20 protein-coding genes are annotated in these 20,448 nt (G+C 67.2%); 8 read left to right on the forward strand and 12 right to left on the reverse strand.

All coding sequences use genetic code 11. From position 1 onward, the window contains the following. Positions 1-26 precede the first annotated feature (26 nt). Complete coding sequence (locus tag NL241_RS32390) at positions 27-1,013, reverse strand: helix-turn-helix domain-containing protein (protein ID WP_494396137.1); 987 nt, start codon at positions 1,011-1,013, stop codon at positions 27-29. 71 nt (positions 1,014-1,084) lie between these two features. Here NL241_RS32390 and NL241_RS32395 point away from each other — a divergent pair, with 71 nt between their 5' ends. Then, positions 1,085-1,234, forward strand: coding sequence for a hypothetical protein (locus NL241_RS32395; protein ID WP_487690186.1), 150 nt, complete (start codon positions 1,085-1,087; stop codon positions 1,232-1,234). Positions 1,235-1,300: 66 nt separating this feature from the next. On the opposite strand, the gene NL241_RS32400 is transcribed toward NL241_RS32395, so the two are convergent. The 4 genes from NL241_RS32400 to NL241_RS32415 are packed head-to-tail and all read right to left on the reverse strand — an operon-like array spanning position 1,301 to position 5,386. Beyond that, positions 1,301-1,732, reverse strand: coding sequence for a DUF5078 domain-containing protein (locus NL241_RS32400; protein ID WP_487690183.1), 432 nt, complete (start codon positions 1,730-1,732; stop codon positions 1,301-1,303). Then, positions 1,729-2,076, reverse strand: coding sequence for a DUF732 domain-containing protein (locus tag NL241_RS32405; protein WP_487690609.1), 348 nt, complete (start codon positions 2,074-2,076; stop codon positions 1,729-1,731). Before NL241_RS32405 ends, NL241_RS32400 begins: the two co-directional genes overlap by 4 nt. After that, positions 2,076-4,964 (reverse strand): MMPL/RND family transporter, encoded by a 2,889-nt coding sequence (locus NL241_RS32410; RefSeq protein ID WP_494396138.1) that lies wholly within the window; start codon positions 4,962-4,964, stop codon positions 2,076-2,078. Before NL241_RS32410 ends, NL241_RS32405 begins: the two co-directional genes overlap by 1 nt. Further along, entirely contained in the window at positions 4,961-5,386 is a 426-nt protein-coding gene (locus tag NL241_RS32415; RefSeq protein ID WP_487690179.1) for an MmpS family transport accessory protein, read from the reverse strand. Before NL241_RS32415 ends, NL241_RS32410 begins: the two co-directional genes overlap by 4 nt. A 184-nt stretch (positions 5,387-5,570) precedes the next feature. On the opposite strand from NL241_RS32415, the gene NL241_RS32420 reads away from it, so the two are divergent. After that, positions 5,571-6,128, forward strand: a complete 558-nt coding sequence (locus tag NL241_RS32420) for a TetR/AcrR family transcriptional regulator (RefSeq protein WP_494396139.1) — start codon at positions 5,571-5,573, stop codon at positions 6,126-6,128. A 3-nt stretch (positions 6,129-6,131) separates the two neighbouring features. Here the strand turns inward: NL241_RS32420 and NL241_RS32425 are convergent, their stop codons facing one another. Continuing rightward, the gene (locus NL241_RS32425) at positions 6,132-6,779 is read right to left on the reverse strand and encodes an ANTAR domain-containing protein (protein WP_494398429.1); all 648 of its coding nucleotides are present in this window, start codon (positions 6,777-6,779) and stop codon (positions 6,132-6,134) included. A gap of 76 nt (positions 6,780-6,855) precedes the next feature. Continuing rightward, a complete protein-coding gene (locus NL241_RS32430; RefSeq protein ID WP_494396140.1) occupies positions 6,856-7,944 on the reverse strand; it encodes an NAD-dependent epimerase/dehydratase family protein in 1,089 nt (362 codons plus the stop codon). A 97-nt stretch (positions 7,945-8,041) separates the two neighbouring features. On the opposite strand from NL241_RS32430, the gene NL241_RS32435 reads away from it, so the two are divergent. Both NL241_RS32435 and NL241_RS32440 read left to right on the forward strand, forming a co-directional pair. Next, on the forward strand, positions 8,042-8,497 hold the full coding sequence (locus tag NL241_RS32435; RefSeq protein ID WP_494396141.1) for a Rieske (2Fe-2S) protein: 456 nt from the start codon (positions 8,042-8,044) through the stop codon (positions 8,495-8,497). Then, entirely contained in the window at positions 8,494-9,435 is a 942-nt protein-coding gene (locus NL241_RS32440) for an NAD(P)/FAD-dependent oxidoreductase (RefSeq protein ID WP_494396142.1), read from the forward strand. The genes NL241_RS32435 and NL241_RS32440 overlap by 4 nt, the downstream gene beginning before the upstream one ends. Positions 9,436-9,439: 4 nt before the next feature. On the opposite strand, the gene NL241_RS32445 is transcribed toward NL241_RS32440, so the two are convergent. After that, entirely contained in the window at positions 9,440-10,144 is a 705-nt protein-coding gene (locus NL241_RS32445; protein WP_487690165.1) for a cutinase family protein, read from the reverse strand. A gap of 94 nt (positions 10,145-10,238) precedes the next feature. On the opposite strand from NL241_RS32445, the gene NL241_RS32450 reads away from it, so the two are divergent. Beyond that, a complete protein-coding gene (locus tag NL241_RS32450; protein ID WP_494396143.1) occupies positions 10,239-11,153 on the forward strand; it encodes a ribonuclease Z in 915 nt (304 codons plus the stop codon). A gap of 6 nt (positions 11,154-11,159) precedes the next feature. Here NL241_RS32450 and NL241_RS32455 read toward each other — a convergent pair whose 3' ends face one another. Continuing rightward, complete coding sequence (locus NL241_RS32455; protein ID WP_494398430.1) at positions 11,160-11,804, reverse strand: cutinase family protein; 645 nt, start codon at positions 11,802-11,804, stop codon at positions 11,160-11,162. Between the two features lie 167 nt (positions 11,805-11,971). Between NL241_RS32455 and helR the strand changes: the two genes are divergently transcribed. Next, positions 11,972-14,188, forward strand: coding sequence for an RNA polymerase recycling motor ATPase HelR (gene helR, locus NL241_RS32460; RefSeq protein WP_494396144.1), 2,217 nt, complete (start codon positions 11,972-11,974; stop codon positions 14,186-14,188). Here helR and NL241_RS32465 read toward each other — a convergent pair. From NL241_RS32465 to NL241_RS32475, 3 genes are read right to left on the reverse strand one after another with little or no spacing between them, the layout of a single operon-like run. Beyond that, positions 14,151-14,870, reverse strand: coding sequence for an NUDIX hydrolase (locus tag NL241_RS32465; RefSeq protein ID WP_494396145.1), 720 nt, complete (start codon positions 14,868-14,870; stop codon positions 14,151-14,153). The genes helR and NL241_RS32465 overlap by 38 nt on opposite strands. A 24-nt stretch (positions 14,871-14,894) precedes the next feature. Next, positions 14,895-16,358, reverse strand: a complete 1,464-nt coding sequence (locus tag NL241_RS32470; RefSeq protein ID WP_487690155.1) for a phospholipase D-like domain-containing protein — start codon at positions 16,356-16,358, stop codon at positions 14,895-14,897. Between the two features lie 9 nt (positions 16,359-16,367). After that, the gene (locus NL241_RS32475) at positions 16,368-16,751 is read right to left on the reverse strand and encodes an NYN domain-containing protein (RefSeq protein ID WP_494396146.1); all 384 of its coding nucleotides are present in this window, start codon (positions 16,749-16,751) and stop codon (positions 16,368-16,370) included. Positions 16,752-16,815: 64 nt separating this feature from the next. Here NL241_RS32475 and NL241_RS32480 point away from each other — a divergent pair, with 64 nt between their 5' ends. Together NL241_RS32480 and NL241_RS32485 are read left to right on the forward strand one after the other, a co-directional pair. Next, entirely contained in the window at positions 16,816-19,350 is a 2,535-nt protein-coding gene (locus NL241_RS32480; protein WP_487690149.1) for a DEAD/DEAH box helicase, read from the forward strand. Between the two features lie 22 nt (positions 19,351-19,372). Continuing rightward, complete coding sequence (locus NL241_RS32485) at positions 19,373-20,443, forward strand: aldo/keto reductase (RefSeq protein ID WP_487690146.1); 1,071 nt, start codon at positions 19,373-19,375, stop codon at positions 20,441-20,443. Positions 20,444-20,448: the final 5 nt, after the last annotated feature.

The following is a 20,448-nucleotide window of genomic DNA, read 5'->3' on the forward strand; positions in this document are numbered from 1 at the left end:
AACGGCGAATCGGTACGCCTGCGTAATCAAACGGCGTCGGCGTCGCCGGCCGTCGCCGTGAAGCAGTTCCGGTAGTCACTGGGTGTGGTCCGGAGCTGTCGGGTGAAGTGGTGCCGGAAGGTCACCGGCGACTCGAATCCCACCCGCGTGGCGATCTGCTCGATCGACAGCTCTGATGATTCCAGCAACGGCAGGCTGGCCTGGATGCGCTGCTCGATCAGCCATTTGATGGGTGTGGTGCCGGTGGCTTTCGCGAACTGCCGCAGATAGCTGCGCCGCGACAGCGCCGACCGGGCGGCCAGGTCGTCCAGCGAGATGGGTGAATCGAGGTTCTCCAGCGCCCAGGCCATTCCCGCGGCGATACGCCCGTCGGTGGACGGCTCGGGCACCGGTGTCTCGATGTACTGCGCCTGTCCCCCGGCCCGGTGCGGTGCGACCACCAGCCGCCGCGCCACATCGTTGGCGACCTTGACCCCGTGGTCACTGCGCACGATGTGCAGGCACAGGTCTATCCCCGCGGCGCAGCCCGCACTGGTGAGCACGCCGCCGGCGTCGACATACAGCGGTGACGGGTCGACTTCGATCTGGGGATAGGACTGCTGCAACAGGTCCACGTAGATCCAGTGCGTGGTGGCTCGTTGCCCGTCGAGCACGCCGGCCGCGGCGAGCGCGAACGCTCCCGAACAGATGGACACCAGCCGGGCGTTGCGCTGCTGGGCGGCGGTGATCGCCTCGATGAGTCCCGGCGAGGGAGTCTCAGTGGCGTCGCGCACGCTCGGGATGATCACGGTGTCGGCGTCGGCCAGGTCGTCCAGACCGTACGGCGTACGTACCGTCGCGCCGCCGAGCATGCGCACCTCGGGCGCTTCGGCGCAGAGCTTGACGGAGTACCAGGGGCGGGTGATGCCGGCGGAGAAGCGCTCGGACAGCTCGGTGATCCCGAAGATCTCGGCGGGCGCCCCGGATTCGAAACCGGACATGCCGTCGTACGCGAGGATCGCCACGGAGTGCATGTCACTATGTTAACGAACAACGGCGCTAGTGCCACTGTTGGCCAACGCGGATATCCACGAACATCGGAGACATGTTCTACAAGAAACCGACAAACTGGCAGAAACTCCGCCGTCGCCGGGGCATGCGAACCGTCGCCGCCTTCCTCGCGGGCATTCACGCGGCCAACGGCATCGCCCACGGGGTGACACCCCCGCCCGACTCGGCGGCGCGTCACCCGTGACCGTGGAGAAGATGCACGCGTAGGCGGCGCCGGCGTGGATCAACTCCACACTGGCGGCGCAGGTGCCTACCAGGTCCAGACGGTCGGGTCCACCGGCGGGTAGGTCATGCAGACATCGGTGCCGTGGGCGACGACGCCCTTGTTGTTGAAGAACAGCTTGGCCCAGTTGGGCCAGTTCCACGCCAGCGTCTCGTAGAAGGCATTGGTGGCGGTTTCTTCCGAATATGCCCGGCGCCCCGCGTAATCCATGGAGAAGAACCAGGTGATGCGGTCGCGGGCCCACTTCTGCACATCGGGGGACTTGTTGTTGTAGTCGATGATGTAGCGCTCGTAGTACACCGGGTTGGTGTCGCGTACCGCGGCCATGTACTGGTCGACGGTGCAGGTGGTCTTGAGCATCCGGCTGGGGATGGGGTACTCGTCGGTGGCATCGGCGGCCGCCGGCGCTGCTGTGGTCACGAAGCCAACGGCCAAGGCCGCCAACAGGAAACGCTTCATCGCTGACTCCGTTGCTCGGCGGCGCGCTGCAGGACGGGCAGCTGGTCGGGGCAGTAGATGGGGATGCCGGCGCCGACGAACTGCCAGGCCTGATCAGTGGTGGTGCCCTTGATCAGCTGGTCGTGGACGAACTTGGCCGAGGCGAAGGCATCCGCGTCGTGGCCGTTGCGCAGCCGCTTGCACATCAGCTTGCCGATCCAGGCGTTGAAATCCTTCTGCCCGTAGATCCCGAACGTGTGCAACTGCTCGGCGAACGCCTCATCGGGATCGGCCTGCGCCACCGGTGCAGCACCCATCAACAACACCACGGACGCCGCAACGGCCACCGAGAACCTGCGAATCATCATGAACTCTGCACCAACTCGCGCTTGGGCCACGGCTCGGGTCTCGGCCGCATCCGGACGTTCTGCGGCCACCAGAACCACCGCCCCAGCAGGGCCGCGATCGAGGGGGTCATGAAGGAACGAATCACGAAGGTGTCGAACAGAAGTCCGAGACCGATGGTGGTGCCCACCTGGCCCATGATGGTCAGGTCGCTGACCGCCATCGTCATCATCGTGAAGCCGAACACCATACCCGCGGCCGTCACCGTCGAACCGCTGCCACCCATGGTGCGGATCATGCCGGTGTTCAGGCCGGCGTGTATCTCCTCTTTGAGCCGGGCCACCACCAACAGGTTGTAGTCGGCGCCGACGGCCAGCAGGATGATCACCGCCATCGGTAGCACCATCCAGTGCAATTCGATACCGATCAGGTGCTGCCAGATCAACACCGAGATACCGAACGAGGCACCGAGCGACAGGATCACCGTGCCCACGATCACCGCGGCCGCGACTACCGCCCGCGTCAGGATCAACATGATGATGAAGATCAGACAGATGGCGGCGATCCCGGCGATCAGCAGGTCGAAGGCGGTGCCGTCGGCCATGTCCTTGAACGTGGCCGCAGTGCCACCGAGGTAGATCGTCGAACCCTCCAGCGGGGTGCCCTTGATGGCCTCCTTGGCGGCCTTCTTGATCTGGTCGATCTTGGCGATGCCCTCGGCGGTCATCGGGTCACCCTCGTGGGCGATGATGAACCGCACCGCATTGCCGTTGGGAGAGATGAACTGCTCCAACCCCTTTGCGAAGTCCGGGTTGTCGAGAGCCTCCTGCGGCAGGTAGAACGAGTCGTCGTTGCGGGCGGCGTTGAACGCGTCACCCATCTCGGTGCCGTTCTCCTGCATGATCTTCTGCTGTTCCTGCATGCCGGCCTGGGTCTGCTGCATCGTCAGCATCATCGTTTTCATCGACCGCATGGTGTCGATCATCGACGGCATGATGGCCAGCATCTGCGGCATCAGCGCATCCAGGCGCCGCATCTGCGGCATCAACTGCTCCATGTCGTTGGTCATGACGTCGGTGGCGTCGATGACGTCGAACACCGAGCGCAGCGCCCAGCAGATCGGGATGTCGTAGCAGTGCGGTTCCCAGTAGAAGTAATTGCGCATCGGCCGGAAGAAATCGTCGAAGTTGGCGATGTTGTCACGCAGCTGCTGGATGTCGCCCACCGTGACCTCCATGAGCGACACCATTTTGTGAGTGGTGTCGGCCATTTCGGTGGTGATGCGCTGCATCTCGGTCATGGTGTCGATGTTGGTCTGCATGGTGTCGGCCTGCTTGAGCATGTCGGCCATCATGTCGTCCATGTACTTCTGGTTCAGGGTCTGCAGTGTGCCCTGCTGGCTCATCAGATACGGGATCGACGTGTTCTCGATCGGCTTGCCATCCGGACGCGTGATGGTCTGCACCCGCCCGATGCCCTGTACGCCGAACACCGCCTTGGCGATCTTCTCGATCACCAGCATGTCGGCGGGATTACGCAAATCCCGGTCGGTTTCGATCATCAGCATCTCGGGGTTCAACCGCGCCGGCGAGAAGTGGCGTTCGGCGGCGGCATAACCCAGGTTGGTGTTGATGTCGGACGGTAGGTACTGCCGGTCGTTGTAGCTGGTCTGGTAGCCGGGCAGCGCCAGCAGACCGATGAGCGAGGCGGCCACCGAGGTGATCAGGATGGGCCCGGGCCAGCGCACCACGGCGGCACCGATCTTGCGCCAACCCCGTTTGCGCATCGAGCGTTTGGGCTCCAGCAGGCCGAAGCGGCTGGCGATGGTGATGAGTGCGGGGCCGAAGGTCATGGCGGTGAAGATCAGCACCAGCATGCCGACGGCCAACGGCACGCCCAGGGTCTGGAAGTAGGGCAGGCGGGTGAAGCTCAGACAGAACGTCGCGCCGGCGATGGTCAGGCCCGAACCCACGATCACGTGCGCCGTGCCGCCGAACATGTTGAGGTAGGCCGTTTCCCGGTCCTCCCCGTTGCCTCGGCCCTCCTGGTAGCGGCCGATCAGGAAGATCGCGTAGTCCACCGCGATCGCGATCGCCAGGGTGGACAACAGCCCGGTGGCGAACACCGACAGCCCGATGACGTCGTGATAGCCCAGGAAGGCGACCGTTCCCCGCACCGTGGCGATGCTGATGCCCACCATCACCAGCATCAGCACCGTGGTGATGACGGAGCGGTAGATGATCAGCAGCATGACGATGATGACGGCGAACGTCAGCATCTCCACGGTGCGCAGGCTGTTGTGGCTGGCTTCCTGCTGATCGGCCGACAGTGCCGCGGCACCGGTGATGTAGGTCGAGACCCCCTCGGGTGCCGGTGTGCTGTCGATGACGTCGCGCACGGCTTGGACCGACTCGTTGGCCAGCGCCTCGCCCTGATTGCCGGCGATGTTGGCCTGCACGTAGACGGCCTTGCCGTCATTGCTCTGCACACCTGAGGCGGTCAGCGGATCGCTCCACAGATCCTGCACGTGTTCAACGTGTTTGGTGTCGGCCTGGAGTTTGCGGATGATCTCGGAGTAGTACTGGCGGGAGTCGTCGCCCAGTGGCTCCTGGCCCTCCAGCACGATCATCACCGAGCTGTTGGACTTGTACTCGTCGAACACCTGACCGGCACGCTGCATCGCGATCACCGCGGGCGCCTCGTCCGGGCTCATCGACACGGACCGCTCTTCACCGACTTGCTCGAGCTGCGGTACCGAGATGTTGAGGAAGGCCGCGATGGCGATCCAGATCAGGATGATCGGGACGGACAGCTTGCGGAACAGCCGGGCCGGCTTCTCGAAGTGGAAGTGCCGCTGCTCGGCCACGCGAACCGGGCCGGTGGGCGCCTCGCTGGAGTGCGCGCTCATGCGGACTTGTCGATGCAGAAGGTCTGGGCACTCACGCCGTCGACGGTCCTCTCTTCTTTCAACTCACCGTCGACGATGATCCGGCAGGTCAGGCTGCTGCCCGTACCTTGAGCCACCACATGCGCCATCGCCGATGGGTTGGTTGTCTCCAGCCGGACCCGCCACGGCAGCGCCGCCCCGTCAACGCGCTGGGGCTTGCCCTCCAGATCCATGTAGTTCACATCGGCGGTTCCGCCGGCGCCGTTGATCTCGTATTCGACGACTTTGGGCTCGAAGGGCTCGGGATCGTCGGCGAAGTTCACGGGAGTGACCATGGGCGGTTCGGAGGCGAAGAACCCGCGGACCCGGTCGACGGTGAATCCGGCGATGAGAACCACCACCACGATGAGCAACGGCAGCCACGCTCGCCTGACCACCTGCATACCCGCGCCCCTTTGCGGCCGAACGATCGTTACGACTTGTCCTTAGTGGGGCTAAACGCTATCCACACGGCTATCTTTTTACAAGCCGAGCGGCTAAGTGTGCGTGGTCACACCGCGCCCGGGGTACAGTCGCGCAGATTGACTTCTGCGGCTGAGGGTGACGGCAGCAGGAAGGGGGTAGCGCATGACCAAGACGGCAGCCAACCGCGGTTTCGCCCGTGAAAGGGTGCTCGACGCCGCCCTCGAGCTGTTTGCCAAACACGGGGTGCACGGGACGTCGCTGCAGATGATCGCCGACCGCTTGGGCGTCGGCAAGGGTGCGGTGTACTACCAGTTCCAATCCAAGGACGAGATCGCCCTGGCGGTGGTGCTACCGATCTTCGAGGACATCGAGCACCTGATCCGCATCGCCGAGTTGCTGCCCACCCAGGACGCGCAGCGCGATGTGGCGATCAGCGGTCTGGTCGAACTCGCGATCCGGCACCGGCGCATCTCGTCGCTGTTCTACGGCGACCCGACGATCCATCAGATCGTGGAATCGCATGAGGAGTTCCAGCTCATCATCGACCGCTTTTCCGCTCTGCTGCTCGGCCCGGCTCCCGATATCAGCGCCCGTGTTGCGATGTCCATGACCACCGCCGGAATCTATGCCTGCGCAACGGATCCCGCCCTGGCCGATGTCGGCGACGCCGAGTTGCGCCAGATACTGCTGGAGTGCTCGAAGCGCTGCGCAGGACCCTAGCGCTCAGCCCCGGGTCTCGATCACCTGCTGGGCGACCTGCACCAGCGGGGTGTTGCTGTCTTGCGACAACTTGCGCAGCAACTCGAAGGCACGGACATCGTCCACCCGGAACCGCTCCATGATGATGCCTTTGGCCTGGCCGATCCGGTCCCGGGACGCCAGCGCCGAATTCAGGTGCTCGCCCTGCCTGTGCGCCATCACCGCTGCCGCGGCGTGCGCGGCGAGGACGGCCCCGGTGGTCACCGAGTCCATGCTCCATTCGGTCGGCTCGAATCCGAACAGGTTCAGCGCCCCGGCCGTGCGCTGCGAGGTGTACAGCCGGAACGACAATCCGCTCAGCACACCCAGTTTCGCCACCGCGGCCGAATACGCCGGCCACCGCGACTCCTCCCGGAAATCGTCGGTGCGCACCACCACGTCGTCCAGGGCCGCGGACATACACGGACCCTCCTGGAGAAGGTGCTGCAGTTCGTCGAGTTCGTGAGGCAGGTCGGTGGTGGTCGCGTGGGATTCGAACGTGCCGCCCTTGCCGATGAGCAGGATCCCGGCGGTGTCCACCCCGGGGATCAGCTCAACTGCGGCGGACGTCACCTCGGCGAAGATGTCCTCGGCGCTCTGGGGAACCGCGACGGCGCGCGCCAGTTCGGCCATCCGGACTGCCAGATCGTGGCGTGCGTTTTCGACCACGGTCACCAGGCTGCCCACCCCAACCAGGTTCCAAACGACCTCAGGGCAGGCGCCTGGTGGTCATCAAGCCTTTGGTGAGGTCGCGGTAGAGCTGCTCGACCATGGACCGCCGCCGAAGCGGTGGGCTGTCGGTGTGCGCCTCCTCGGCGACACCTTTGATGACGTCGGCGAGCGCTTCCGTGGACGACCACTGCGGAATCCAGCCGAGCTCGCGGCGTGCGCGCGAACTGTCCAGCAGGGGGACGGTGAACGCCAGGTCGAGCCAGCCTCGGTCGATCGGCTGCAGCCGCGCGCGCCAGCTGAGGTCGACCACTGTTCCCAGAATCCCCGAGGGCACTTGAACGGCTCTGGCCCCGAGCAGCTTCGCAACGGTGTCCCGGGTCACGGGCGGATCCGCGGCCAGGTTGAACGGCCCGCCCGCGCGACGCTCGATGGCGCTGACGAATGCGCTGGCCACGTCGTCGGCGTGGATGAGGGGGATGCACAGGCCACGATCCAGGGGCAGCACGGGCAGCAGCGGGATCAGGCGCATGGGCACCCATCCGGGTAGGGCATACCGCATCAGGCCGCTGGCCGCCGCGCGCTGGACGATGAATCCCGGGCGCATCCTGGTGATCAACACAGCGGTATCACCATGCTCGCGCTCGTAATCGTCCAGCTTCGCCTCGGCCGCGGCTTTGTCGCGGCTGTACGGCGAGGTCCGGATCCCGGTGGTGGGCCAGGTCTCGTCCACCCGCTCGCCGTAACGACCCGCGGCGTACGTCCCGACCGAGGACATGTGCAGGAGGTGGGGCACCCGGACCGCGTGGGCCGCCTCCAGCACCGCGGTGGTCCCGCCGACGCCCAGCCGCGTCAGGTAGTCGGTGTTCCGGGTGGGCTGGAAGCCCCAGGCCAGATGCACCACCGCGTCGGCGCCCTCGAACACCTCCCGCAGATGGCCGGCCGCCCCGTCGCCGGCAAGATCCAAGGCATACCAACGCGCTTCGCCGTAGATCTCGTCAGTAGGTCCACGTGACTCAGGGGGCCGCCGCACCACCCCTACCAATTCATGGCTCTGGTCGGATGTTCGCAACGCCCGCAGCAGCGCCGTCCCTACGTTGCCGGACGCTCCGGTGATGACGATCCGCATGGCTTCGTTTCCCGTCTACTGATTCCCCGAGGCGGGTTGCCACGACGCCGGCGTTCAAACGCCGTTTCAGCGGTCGCGCTGTGGGTAACTCCTGTCAATGACGAAGCTGCGCAACGATCCCCATCACCACGGCGTCGACACCGCCGGTCCCTTCCCGCCGGTGACCCACGACCATCCGGTGTCCGCTGCGGGCCGGCGACTGCTGGCCGTCGACCAGCTCGGCAAACGGCGTGTCATCGAAGTGCGCACCGAGCACAAGGGGGTCCTGGCGGTCGGGATGACACCCGACGGCCGCCCGTTCGCGGTGAGCAATCTGTGCCGCCATCAGTTCGCCAAACTGGGGCGCGGTCGTGTCACCGACGATGGCCGCCTCGAATGCCCTTGGCACCGAGCCGATTACGATGTCGACACCGGCGCCATGTGCTCAGGCCCCAAGGGACGTGTCTTCGGATTCAAGCCCTATTCGGCAGCTGTCTGCGCATTCGGCAGGATCGCCGGACTGCGAACCTTCCCCGTGGAACTCCGCCACGGAGCCATCTGGTTGAGCGAATGAAACCCGACATCCACTGGGAATGCGTGGTGGTGGGCGGAGGCGCAGCAGGGCTGAGCGCCGCCCTGGTACTGGGCCGAGCGCGGCGCCGGACCCTGGTGCTCGACGCCGACGAGCAGAGCAACCGGGCCGCCTCCGCGATAGGTGGACTGCTCGGACACGACGGCCGCCCGCCCGAGCAGCTCTACGCCATGGGCCGCGACGAACTGTCCCGCTACCCCACGGTCGAGTACCGCCGGGCATGGGCCCGCGAAGGCGCGCCCGCCGACGGCGGCTACTCACTGACCCTGGACACCGGCGAGACGGTGTATGCCCGTCGGGTGCTGCTGGCCACCGGGATGGATTACGAGCCGCCCGACATCCCCGGGCTGCGTGAGCTCTGGGGGACCTCGGTCTTCCAGTGCCCCTTCTGCCACGGCTGGGAGATGCGGGACCGGCGCCTGGCCGCACTGGCCAACGGCGACGAGGGCGTGCACGCGGCGCTCATGCTGCGCGGATGGAGCAATGACGTGGTGCTTCTCACCGACGACGCGGCCCAGCTCAGTTCGCAGCAGATTCAACTGCTGAACTCCGCCTCCGTCCGGATCGAACGGAGGCGGATCGCGTCGCTGCTCGGCGCCGGCGGGAGACTCACCGACGTCGTGTTCGTCGACGGAGATCGCTTGCCCCGTGACGGGCTGCTGGTCGAAGCCCCTCTGCGCCAGCGGTCCAAACTCGCCGAACAGCTGGGTGCGGTCTGCACACCGGGCCCGTTGGCCGCCGACTCCTTGGGTGTGGACCCGCTGTACCGGACGAGCGCGCCGACGGTGTTCGCCGCAGGCGACGTGTGCACGGAGCAACCGCACGTCGCGGGCGCGGTCGCCGCGGGCTCACAGGCCGCGATGATCATCGTCCAGAGCCTGCTGGCCGACGAATTCGGCCTGCCGTACCCGCCGTCCTGACTCCTCAGAGGCGGCCCACCGCGTACGCCGCGCCCTGGCTGACCTGACCGTTGAGCGGGTAGAGCGCGTGCGACACCGTGGGTCCGCCACCGAAGACGCCCTCGCAGATGGTGTCGCCGGGTGCGCACAGGTCCAGCGTCTTGTCGGTGTAGGCGGGCCCGATCTCGATGGTCGGGGCGTTGAAGCTGCGCAGGAATTCATTGGAGGGTTTGCCGAAGAGCACCACGGCGGCCACGTTGTCGGCGACGTCCCCGGGCAGCGGCGGCGGCACCAGGTCGGCGGGGACATCTGCGGGCACAGCCGAGGAGGTGGTGAAGCCGGTCACCGCCCCGCCTTGTGAGTAGCCACCCAGAATGAGCCTGGTGTCGGGGCAGTTGGCCGCCATGTACTCGATCCGGGCTCCTTCGTCCCGCACCCCGGCGGTAACGCTGCGGACGATGTCGAAGCGGTCGTTGAAATTGCCGCTGGCCGGGTAGTTCACGGCATAGACACCTACCGAGCGGCCGCCGGCCTGGTTGCGCACGGAATCCACGAACGCCTGCCCGATACCACCGACTCCCGGGGCCTCCCCGGTGCCGCGGGCGAAGATCACCTCGGCATCAGGGCACGCCGGTTCGGCGGCGGCCACCGGCGCCGACAACCCCGCGACGGCCCCCGAAAAGCCCAGCGCTGCAGCCGCAACGGCACGCGTCACAACCCGACTCTTCATGGGACAACTCCTTCTAGCGGCAACGTCAGCGACGTTTGCCGCTAGAGCCATCAATACCCGCGGGAAGGGGGTCTTAACCGATAGTGTCACAACGGTGTCCGCCCGGGAGCTGATCGTGCTCGGTACCGCCAGCCAGGTGCCGACGCGACACCGCAACCACAACGGCTACCTGCTGATGTGGGACGGCGAGGGACTGCTGTTCGACCCCGGGGAAGGCACCCAACGGCAGTTTCTCTTCGCCGGAGTGCCCGTCAGCCGGGTAACCCGCTTGTGCCTCACCCACTTTCACGGCGATCACTGCCTGGGCGTGCCCGGCGTCATCCAGCGACTGTCCCTCGACGGGGCACGGCACCAGGTTCCGGTGCACTTTCCCGGTTCCGGGCAGGAGTACTTCTCCCGGCTGCGTCACGCCAGCCAGTTCCACGACACGGTGGACGCCCCCGCCGTGCCGGTCTTCTCCGACGGCCCGGTGGCGACCGGGGAGTTCGGTGTGCTGGAGGCCCGCGCGCTCGATCACGTCGTCGACACCATCGGCTACCGGTTGACCGAACCCGACGGCCGCAGGTTCGACCCCCTGGCGCTGGCCCGGGCCGGGGTGTCCGGACCGGCTGTGGGCGAACTCCAGCGCCGCGGTTCGGTGCAGATCCAGGACCGCACAGTGAAATTGGCCGATGTCACTGAGCCGCGGCGCGGCCAGCGGTTCGCGTTCGTGATGGACACCCGGTTGTGTGATGCCGTGTACGCCCTTGCCGACGGGGTGGACCTGCTGGTGATCGAGTCGACCTTCCTGCACGCCGAGGCCGACCTGGCGGTGCGCTACGGACACCTGACGGCACGTCAAGCGGCCCAGGTGGCCCAGGCCTGTGGTGTCCGGCGGCTGGTGCTCACCCATTTCTCCCAGCGTCACCCCGACAGCCGCGCCTACCGGGACGAGGCCGCGGAGGTTTACGACGGCGACCTCGTCATTGCCGACGACTTGTCCAGAATCGCTGTCCCGCAACGGAACTGATGCTGCTCAGAGCCGGCTGACCGCGTACGCCGCACCCTGGCCCACCATGCCGTTGACCGGGTAGAGCCGGTGAGCGGCTCGAGGTCCGGCGAGCACCCCTTCGCAAACGGCGTCACCTGGTGCACACAGCTCCAGTGCCTTGGAGGCGTACCCCGGTCCGACGGCCACCGAGCTGACGCTGTATCTGCTGACCAGCTCACCGGCCGGTTTGCCGAAGAACACCACCGCGGCGACGTGTTCGGCGACGTCGGCCGGCAGCGGCGCGGGCGCTCCGGTGGGCACCACTGAGGACGTGAGCATCCCGGTCAACGCGGCGCCTTGGGAGTAGCCGCCCAGGATCAGTCGCGTGTCCGGGCACGCCGCGACGATGGACCTCAAGTGCGCGGCTTCGTCCCGGATACCGTCGGCAACGGTGGCCGCGATCTCCGGTCGGTTCGAAAAGTTGCTGCTGGCAGCGTAATTCACCGCATACACGTCGACGGAGCGGCCCGCGGCACGGGCGCGGACGGCGTCGACGAAGGCCTGCCCCACACCCCCGACGCCCGGCGGCTCACCACTGCCGCGGGCGAAGACGATCTCGATGTCCGGGCACGGGCCTGCCGACGCCGGTTGAGATGCCGGACCCAGCAGCACCGCACCGGCACCGGCCATCGCGGCGACGAGCGCTCGACCTCTCACGCACACCCTCCCCCGGTGACAGAAGGCGACGACTCCGTTTGCCCCTTTCAGGATAAGTGAGGACCCTGGACTTGCGGCAAGACCGGGGTGGTGAGAGACACTCGCTGGTCGGCGTCAACCGCCGAGGATCTAGGAGTCAGGTGTCAGACCACCAATACGAAAACGAGCTGCAGGCCGAGCAGAGCTATGTGACCGAGCTCTACACCCGGCTGGACACCGAGCGCGCCCGCCTGAAGGAGAGGTATCGCACGGCACTTCGCGGGCCCGGCGACGACCGGGAGGGCGCCACCCTGCTGGAGCGCGACGTCGAGGTGCGCGCCCTGGCCAAACAACAGCAGCGCCTCGAGGTGGCCGATCACGGGTTGTGCTTCGGGCGGCTCGACACTGTGGCCGGTGAACGGCTCTACATCGGCAGGCTCGGCATCCTCGACGAGCGCACCGACCATGATCCTCTACTGCTCGACTGGCGTGCACCCGCGGCGCGGGCGTTCTACGTGGCTACGGCCGCGAACCCGGAGGGCATGCGCCGCCGCCGGCAGTTCCACTCGCGTGGTCGCCGCATCGTGGACTTCACCGACGAGGTGCTCGGCCGCCCCGACGCCGGAGACGGCAGCCGCGACAGCGACGCCGCGCTGCTGGCCGCCGTCAACGCACCCCGCGGCGAGGGGATGCGCGACATCGTGGCCACCATCCAGGCCGAACAGGACGAGATCATCCGGCTCGACCATCCCGGTGTCCTGGTGATCGAAGGCGGTCCGGGAACGGGTAAGACCGTGGTGGCCCTGCACCGGGTGGCGTATCTGCTCTACACACAGCGGGCCCGCTTCGAGCGCCACGGGGTGCTGGTGGTGGGTCCCAACGAAGCGTTCCTGAACCACATCAGCCGGGTGCTGCCGTCGCTCGGCGAGTCGGACGCGGTGTTCATGACCCCCGGTGATCTGGTGCCCGGTCTGCACGTATCCGCCGAAGACCACCCGGACGTCGCGCGGATCAAGGGTGGGTTGCCGATCCTGGACGTGCTGGCCGCGGCGATCGCCGACCGCCAGGAGCTTCCGGCCGACCCGATCCCGATCGAGCTGACCGACACCGAAGTGCGGATCGATGCCGCGACCGCCGAGTGGGCCCGGCAGGAGGCCCGCGACAGCGGGTTGCCGCACAACGATGCGCGGGCCAAATTCCGCGAGATCATCGTCTACGTGCTCACCGAGCGGGCGACCAGCCGGATCGCCCGGGGCTGGTTGAGCCGCGAGGACAAGAACGCCTGGGAGGATCTGCGGTCGGATCTGACCGAGGAACTCGACGACCATGAGCAGGTGAGCAAGGCGATCGACGAACTGTGGCCGATCCTGACCCCCGAGTCGCTGCTGGCCGGGCTGTACTCCTCACCTGAACGGCTGGCCGCGGCCGGCGCCGATCCGGCGCTGTTCCGCGCCGACGGGCACGCGTGGACGATCTCGGACGTCCCGCTGCTCGACGAGCTGGTCGATCTCCTGGGCCGCGACCGCCGGGCCGAGGCCGCCGCCGAGAAGGAGCGCGAAGAGGAGGAGGCCTACGCCGCGGGTGTGCTGGACCTGATGATCGACCGCGAGGATCTGATGGACGACGAGGACCACCTGCTGGCCTCTGATGTCATCGACGCCGAGAAGCTGGCGGAGCGGTTCACCGAGCGCGACAACCGGGAGTTGTCCGAACGTGCTGCCGCCGACCGGGATTGGACCTACCGGCACGTGGTGGTCGATGAGGCCCAGGAGCTGTCCGCCATGGACTGGCGGGTGCTGATGCGGCGCTGCCCGAGCCGGTCGTTCACCGTGGTCGGCGATCTCGCGCAGCGCCGGTCTGCCGCGGGGTCCACCTCGTGGGCCACCACCATGGAGCCGTACGTGGCGGACCGCTGGGTCTACAAGACGTTGACGGTGAACTATCGCACCCCGGCGGAGATCATGGCCGTCGCCGCGGCGCTGCTCGCCGAGATCGCGCCGGACGTCGCTCCCCCGGAGTCGGTCCGCGCCTCGGGCGCGCAACCATGGTCCCAACAGGTCGACGCCGACCAATTGGTCTCCGCCATCGAGGACTTCACCCGGGACGAAGCCGAGCGCGACGGCACCAGCGTGGTGATCGGCCCGCACGGTCTGCCCGGTACGGTGCCGGCCGCAGAGACCAAGGGGTTGGAGTTCGACGCGGTTCTGGTGGTGGAACCGGACGCGATCCTGGCCGAGGGCGCGCGCGGTGCGGCCGAACTCTACGTCGCTCTCACCCGGGCCACCCAACGACTCGGGGTGTTGCACACCGGTGCGCTGCCGTCCTCGCTGAGCGGGCTGGCTACTTCCAGGCGAACACCGGCTGCTCGAGGTCACTGACCGGGTCGGCGCGGCCCTCGAGGCCGAGCCAGCGCAACTGCAGCAGCACCGCTCCCGTCGGGGCGTGGATCAGGTCGCCTCCCAGGGGGATCTGCACCACCGGCCGGGGACTCTCCGGGATGTCGATGAACCGCGGGGAATCCCCGCGCTGCAGTTGATGCAAACCCACCCGGTACACCGCCACCACCTCCGCGGGTGACGGTTTCGGGTCCAGCCGGCCGCCACCCCAGAGGACCACCGGGGTGATGACGTAGCCGGACCGGGTCGGATAGTCGTCGAGCAACCCGAGCACCGTCGACTCGGGCAGCCGGACGCCGACTTCCTCGTCGAGTTCCCGCAGCGCGGCGTCCACGACGGTCTCCCCGGGGTCCAGCCGGCCGCCGGGCAGCGCCCATTGTGCGGCATGTGAACTCAGCCGAGACGCCCTGCGGCACAGAAAGAACGCCGCTCCGCCGGAGACATCCACCATGCGTCCGTCCAGATTGGCATCCGGCATCGGTCGCCCGGCGATCCAATCGTCGACGGGCGCGGGATCCACCCGGTCCTCACCGACCTCGGAATCGACCAGGACGACCGCCACCGCGGCATGGCGTTTCGTCGGATCCGTCACCACACGGCGTTGGTGCCCGTCGAGATGGCCCCGGATCCGCTCCCGCAGTGCGTCGTCGTAGGTGATCGTCACCCATCGACCATAAGCGGGCCGATTTCACCGCTGGTCGTTGAGGCGGGCAATCCACCGCTGCAGGCTCCGGACGAAGGAGCGCGGAACGCGGTCGGGATCCATCAGGTCGTTCTCGGCCAACAGGCTGCCCTCACCGGCGACCGTGCGCTCGGTGAAGCGGCTCAGCGTCCTGCCCCTGCCCTTGAGCGCCTCGATGGCCTTCAGCAGCGAGCCCTGCTCCGCCACGGCACGTTCGAACTCCTCGAGCGGAACGTCCAGGTGTTCGGCCACCAGGCCGTTGCGTACCGCGGCGATCGCGGCGCTGACGTTCTCGTGCCCGTCGTTCCCCGGGTGGGCCTCGAATGCCACATCGCATTCGCTGTCGAAGCCCAGGGAGCGATTGTTGAGGTTGGACGAGCCGATCCGGAGCAGCTGGTCGTCGATCACCATGACCTTGGAGTGCACGTAGATCGACTCACCGTGGGTGGTCACCGGCCAGTACACACCCAGACGCTCGTGTTTGTCGGCCGACCACAGCACGTGCAGCATGCGGAAGCGGGCGCTGTCCATGGCCTGCTCTTCGAGCCGGCTCTCGGAGTGCCGTGGCATGACGATGACGACCTCGGGGCCGTCGGGCTCCTGCAGCCGGACCGCGAGTACGTCGACGATCTTGCGGGAGGCCAGATACTGGTTCTCCAGATAGATCGCCCGGTCGGCGACCGCCAGCGCCGCCAGGTTGAGAGCTTCCACCTCGCGCGCCTCGGACTGGCCTTCGAGCTCCGGCTTGGTGCGGGCGATGCCCACCTCGATGTCGCGCATCGTCGGTGGCAGATTGTCCGGCCAGACCGTGTGCGTGGCGTCCACCGGTTCGAGGGCCACCCCCGTCGCCGCATGCCAGCGTTCGCGGGCGTGCTCGGCCAGGGCCCGTGCGGCGGCACCGTCCACCGCTGCCACCACATCGTGGCGGGGACCGTACGCATGACCGACGTTCCTACGGAAGACGTTGTGGTGCAAGTGCTCCCGGGTGTCCCAGCGGTCGACGGTCAGATCGATACCGCCGCAGAACGCGATCGCGTCATCCACCACCACGATCTTCTGGTGCGGCACGGCACCTGTCGGGTGGACACCGTCGACGGCGAACTGCAGCCGGTCGCTGCTGAGTCGGTTCATCAGCGCCACCGGGGTCACCGCACCCCACATGGCCTCGAACGCCGAGATCAGCCGCACGTTGGAGCGCAGCAGGTGGATCTCCAGGTCGGGTCGGATCCGGACCAGGTAACGCAGCAACGTGCCCAGCGGGTTGGGCCCGGGCAGCGTCTTGCCGCCACGTTCGAGCAGCATCCTGGTGTCGAAATCCCAGCCGATGAGCAGAATGCGGCGCTGTGCCTGCAACATGGCCGCTTTCACGTGCCGGAAGTAGTCCTGCGCGTCGATGATGCACGCCACACGGTCGGCGTGTTCCACGCGCCAGCACGTCTGGCCTGCGACCAGCAGGCGACCGTCACGCATCTCGTGTATCTACCACAACGAAGGGTCGTCGAGAGCGCGGCGGAAGGCGCCGGCGGATGTCACGGTCGCTCCCGCCGCGCGCACGCGGTCGGCCAGGGCGCTGTCGGAGGTCACGACGGTCGATTCGCGGGGATCGTCTTGGGCCTGCACCAGCCGCACGATTTCGTCGTCGGCGGAGTTGGGAGCGGCTCGAGGCGCGTAGGTGACCTCGATGGTCGTCGACACGATGGCGGACGCGGGTGGGCGCTCGAACACCACGGTGACGGGGCCGGATCGCGCGGCCGCCCACCGGTCGAGCAGTGCGACAAGGTTCACCATGGCGCCGTGGCGGTCCTTCCACCAGCCGTCCGGCCTGCTGCCGATCACGTTCATGCCGTCGACGATCCAGCGCACGATGCGACGCTACCGGGGCCGGATTGCGTGAGGGCGGCGAATCTGAGGCAGGCTGGTACGCGAGATGAGTACTCCCCTGCTCGGCGATCCGAGCGACCTGTCCGCCCTGCGCGCCTTGGGCACCGACGCCGACGAGCTGTTCACCACGTTCGCGGCCTGGGCCGAGGGGAACGGCACCACGCTGTACCCGGCGCAGGAGGAGGCGCTGATCGAGCTGGTCAGCGGCGCCAACGTGGTGCTGGCGACGCCCACCGGCTCCGGTAAATCACTGGTCGCCACCGGTGCGCAGTACGCCGCACTCGCGGCCGGGCAGCGCAGTTTCTACACCGCCCCCATCAAAGCGCTGGTCAGTGAGAAGTTCTTCGCGTTGTGCGACGTGTTCGGCGCCGCCAACGTCGGGATGCTCACCGGGGATGCGGCGGTCAACGCCGACGCCCCGATCATCGCCTGCACCGCCGAGATCCTGGCCAATATCGCGCTGCGCGAGGGGGCCGATGCGCCGATCGGCCTGGTGGTGATGGATGAGTTCCACTTCTACGGCGACCCCGACCGCGGCTGGGCCTGGCAGGTGCCGCTACTGGAACTGCCGCACGCCCAGTTCCTGCTGATGTCGGCCACCCTGGGTGATGTCACCTTTCTTCGTGAGGACCTGACCCGCCGCACCGGACGCCCGACGGCGCTGGTGGCCGGGGCCGAGCGGCCGGTGCCGCTGTTCTTCTCCTATGCCACCACCCCGATGCACGAGACGATCCAGGATCTCCTCGACACCCAGCAGGCGCCGGTCTACGTCGTGCACTTCACCCAGGCCTCAGCGCTGGAACGGGCGCAGGCGCTGATGAGCGTCAACGTCAGTACCAAGGAGGAAAAGGCGGCCATCGCCGAGCACATCGGTGGGTTCCGCTTTTCCTCGGCGTTCGGCACCACGCTGTCGCGTCTGGTGCGCCACGGGATCGGTGTCCACCACGCCGGGATGCTGCCGAAGTATCGCCGTCTGGTGGAACAGCTGGCCCAGGCCGGCCTGCTGAAGGTCATCTGCGGTACCGACACCTTGGGCGTGGGCATCAACGTGCCGATCCGCACGGTGGTTTTCTCGGCCCTGTCGAAGTACGACGGCACGCGCACCCGGTTGCTCAATGCCCGCGAGTTCCATCAGATCGCCGGCCGCGCCGGGAGGGCCGGTTTCGACACCGCGGGCACCGTCGTGGTGCAGGCGCCCGATCACGAAGTGGAGAATCTCAAACAGTTCGCGAAGGTGGCCGACGACCCGAAGAAACGCCGAAAGCTGGTTCGCCGCAAGGCTCCTGAAGGCATGGTGCCGTGGGGCGAGTCGACGATGACCCGGTTGGTGGCGGCCAGCCCGGAGCCGTTGACCAGCAACATGCGCGTCTCCACCGCCATGATCCTCGATGTGGTGGACCGTCCGGGTGACCCGTTCGTGGCCATGCGCCGGTTGCTCACCGACAACCACGAGCCGCGCAAACGCCAACTCCGGCACATCCGGGAAGCCGTCGGCATCGCGCGTTCGTTACTGCAAGCCGGCGTGCTGGAGAGGTTGGCCGAACCACTTCCGGATGGCCGGCGGTACCGGCTCACGGTGGACCTGCCGCCCGATTTCGCCTTGAACCAGCCGCTGTCGACCTTTGCTCTCGCCGCGATCGATGTACTGGATTCCACCTCGGAAACCTTTGCGCTGGATGTGGTTTCGGTGATCGAAGCCACCTTGGAGAATCCCCGGCAGATCCTGGCGGCCCAGCTGAACAAAGCCAGGGGCGAAGCGGTGGCGGCCATGAAGGCCGAGGGCATCGAGTACGACGAGCGCATCGAACTGCTCGACGAGGTCACCTACCCCAAGCCGCTCGAAGAGCTCCTCGGCCACGTCTTCGATGTGTACCTGCAGACCAATCCGTGGGCGGCTGACGCTCCGCTGTCGCCGAAATCGGTGGTGCGGGAGATGTGGGAGCGGGTCTTCACCTTCAAGGAGTTCGTGAGCGTCTACGGGCTCACCCGTTCCGAGGGCGCAGTGCTGCGGTACCTGTCCGACGTTTTCAAGGCGCTGCGCTCCGGTGTGCCCGCGGCCGCGCGCACCGAGGAGGTCACCGATATCGTCGAGTGGCTCGGTGAGCTGGTCCGCCAGGTCGACTCCAGCCTGCTCGACGAATGGGAGCAACTCACCGACCCGGATCAACCAGTTGATGCACCGGTGGCGATACCGGCCCGCCCACGCCCACTCACCGGAAACGAACGGGCCTTCACCGCGATGGTGCGCAACACGTTGTTCCGCCGGGTCGAGCTGTTCGCGCGGCAGCGCTGGGACGAGCTGGGTGCTCTCGACGGCAACAAGGGGTGGCCGGCTGAGAGCTGGGAAGCGTTGGGCAACAGCTACTTCGATGAGCACGAGTTCGTCGGCACCGGCGCCGATGCGCGCGGCCCGGCGCTGCTGATCTTCGACCGTCAGCCGGGCCACTGGCGGGTGCGCCAGATTCTCGACGACCCCGCCGGTGACCACGACTGGGGCTTCGAAGTGCGCGTGGATCTGGAAGCCTCCGATGAAGCGGGCGAACCCGTGATCGAACTGGTGGATGCGGGCCGTTTGGATTGACCCTCCGCCTACCATCGACTACATGGCTGATGACCTCGCGATCTCCGACGTCCCGTTCACACACGACCCCTGGGTGGCCGCGCGGAACCGCTACGACGCCATGCCCTACCGCAGAGTCGGCACCTCCGGTCTGCTTCTGCCGGCGATCTCGCTGGGCCTCTGGTACAACTTCGGCGACAACAGGCCGTTTGATGTGCAGCGGGAGATCCTGAGGCACGCGTTCGACCGCGGGATCACCCACTTCGATCTGGCCAACAACTACGGCCCGCCGTACGGTTCGGCCGAGGAGAACTTCGGCCGGATGCTGCGGCGCGACTTCAAGCCCTACCGCAACGAACTGATCATCTCCACCAAAGCGGGCTGGGACATGTGGCCGGGTCCGTACGGTCAGCTCGGCGGCCGGGCCTACGTGCTCGCGAGCCTCGACGAGTCCCTCGACCGGCTCGGCCTCGATTACGTCGACATCTTCTACTCACACCGGATCGATCCGGTGACCCCGCTCGAGGAGACCATCGGGGCACTCGATACCGCTGTGCGCGCGGGAAAGGCGCGCTACGTTGGCGTTTCGTCGTACTCGCCGGGCAAGACAGCCGAAGCCGCGGCCATCGCACACCGGCTCGGAACTCCGCTGGTGATCCACCAGCCGTCGTACTCCTTGCTCAATCGGTGGATCGAAGGCGGGTTGACCACCGAACTCGCCCACGCCGGGATGGGGGCCATCGCGTTCACGGCGCTGGCGCAAGGGCTGCTGACGGACCGTTATCTGGACAAGCCCGCCGGTGACATCGACCGGGCCACGGCGCGTCCGACTTTCGACGACGGTCTGGTCACCGATCAGGTTCGCGAACAACTGCGCGGCCTGGCCGCGGTCGCCCGGCGTCGCGGCCAGTCCCTGGCGCAGCTGGCGCTGGCGTGGGTGCTGCGCGACCCTGCCGTATCGTCGACGCTCGTCGGCGCCTCCAGCGTCGCCCAGCTCGACGAAAACCTGGGCGCTCTCGACAATCTGGAATTCACTGCCGACGAGCTGGCCGAAATCGACCGCTATGCTTCGGATTCCGGTATCGACCTGTGGCGGGAGAGCTCGGACATCTGATCTGC

The sequence above is a fragment of the Mycolicibacterium sp. SMGY-1XX genome, assembly GCF_059132455.1.

Coding starts and splice junctions, on each gene's coding strand:
- NL241_RS32390 (WP_494396137.1), bottom strand. CDS start 1,013: ATGCACTCCGTGGCGATCCTCGCGTACGACGGCATGTCCGGTTTCGAA.
- NL241_RS32395 (WP_487690186.1), top strand. CDS start 1,085: ATGTTCTACAAGAAACCGACAAACTGGCAGAAACTCCGCCGTCGCCGG.
- NL241_RS32400 (WP_487690183.1), bottom strand. CDS start 1,732: ATGAAGCGTTTCCTGTTGGCGGCCTTGGCCGTTGGCTTCGTGACCACA.
- NL241_RS32405 (WP_487690609.1), bottom strand. CDS start 2,076: ATGATTCGCAGGTTCTCGGTGGCCGTTGCGGCGTCCGTGGTGTTGTTG.
- NL241_RS32410 (WP_494396138.1), bottom strand. CDS start 4,964: ATGAGCGCGCACTCCAGCGAGGCGCCCACCGGCCCGGTTCGCGTGGCC.
- NL241_RS32415 (WP_487690179.1), bottom strand. CDS start 5,386: ATGCAGGTGGTCAGGCGAGCGTGGCTGCCGTTGCTCATCGTGGTGGTG.
- NL241_RS32420 (WP_494396139.1), top strand. CDS start 5,571: ATGACCAAGACGGCAGCCAACCGCGGTTTCGCCCGTGAAAGGGTGCTC.
- NL241_RS32425 (WP_494398429.1), bottom strand. CDS start 6,779: ATGGCCGAACTGGCGCGCGCCGTCGCGGTTCCCCAGAGCGCCGAGGAC.
- NL241_RS32430 (WP_494396140.1), bottom strand. CDS start 7,944: ATGCGGATCGTCATCACCGGAGCGTCCGGCAACGTAGGGACGGCGCTG.
- NL241_RS32435 (WP_494396141.1), top strand. CDS start 8,042: ATGACGAAGCTGCGCAACGATCCCCATCACCACGGCGTCGACACCGCC.
- NL241_RS32440 (WP_494396142.1), top strand. CDS start 8,494: ATGAAACCCGACATCCACTGGGAATGCGTGGTGGTGGGCGGAGGCGCA.
- NL241_RS32445 (WP_487690165.1), bottom strand. CDS start 10,144: ATGAAGAGTCGGGTTGTGACGCGTGCCGTTGCGGCTGCAGCGCTGGGC.
- NL241_RS32455 (WP_494398430.1), bottom strand. CDS start 11,804: ATGGCCGGTGCCGGTGCGGTGCTGCTGGGTCCGGCATCTCAACCGGCG.
- NL241_RS32470 (WP_487690155.1), bottom strand. CDS start 16,358: ATGCGTGACGGTCGCCTGCTGGTCGCAGGCCAGACGTGCTGGCGCGTG.
- NL241_RS32480 (WP_487690149.1), top strand. CDS start 16,816: ATGAGTACTCCCCTGCTCGGCGATCCGAGCGACCTGTCCGCCCTGCGC.
- NL241_RS32485 (WP_487690146.1), top strand. CDS start 19,373: ATGGCTGATGACCTCGCGATCTCCGACGTCCCGTTCACACACGACCCC.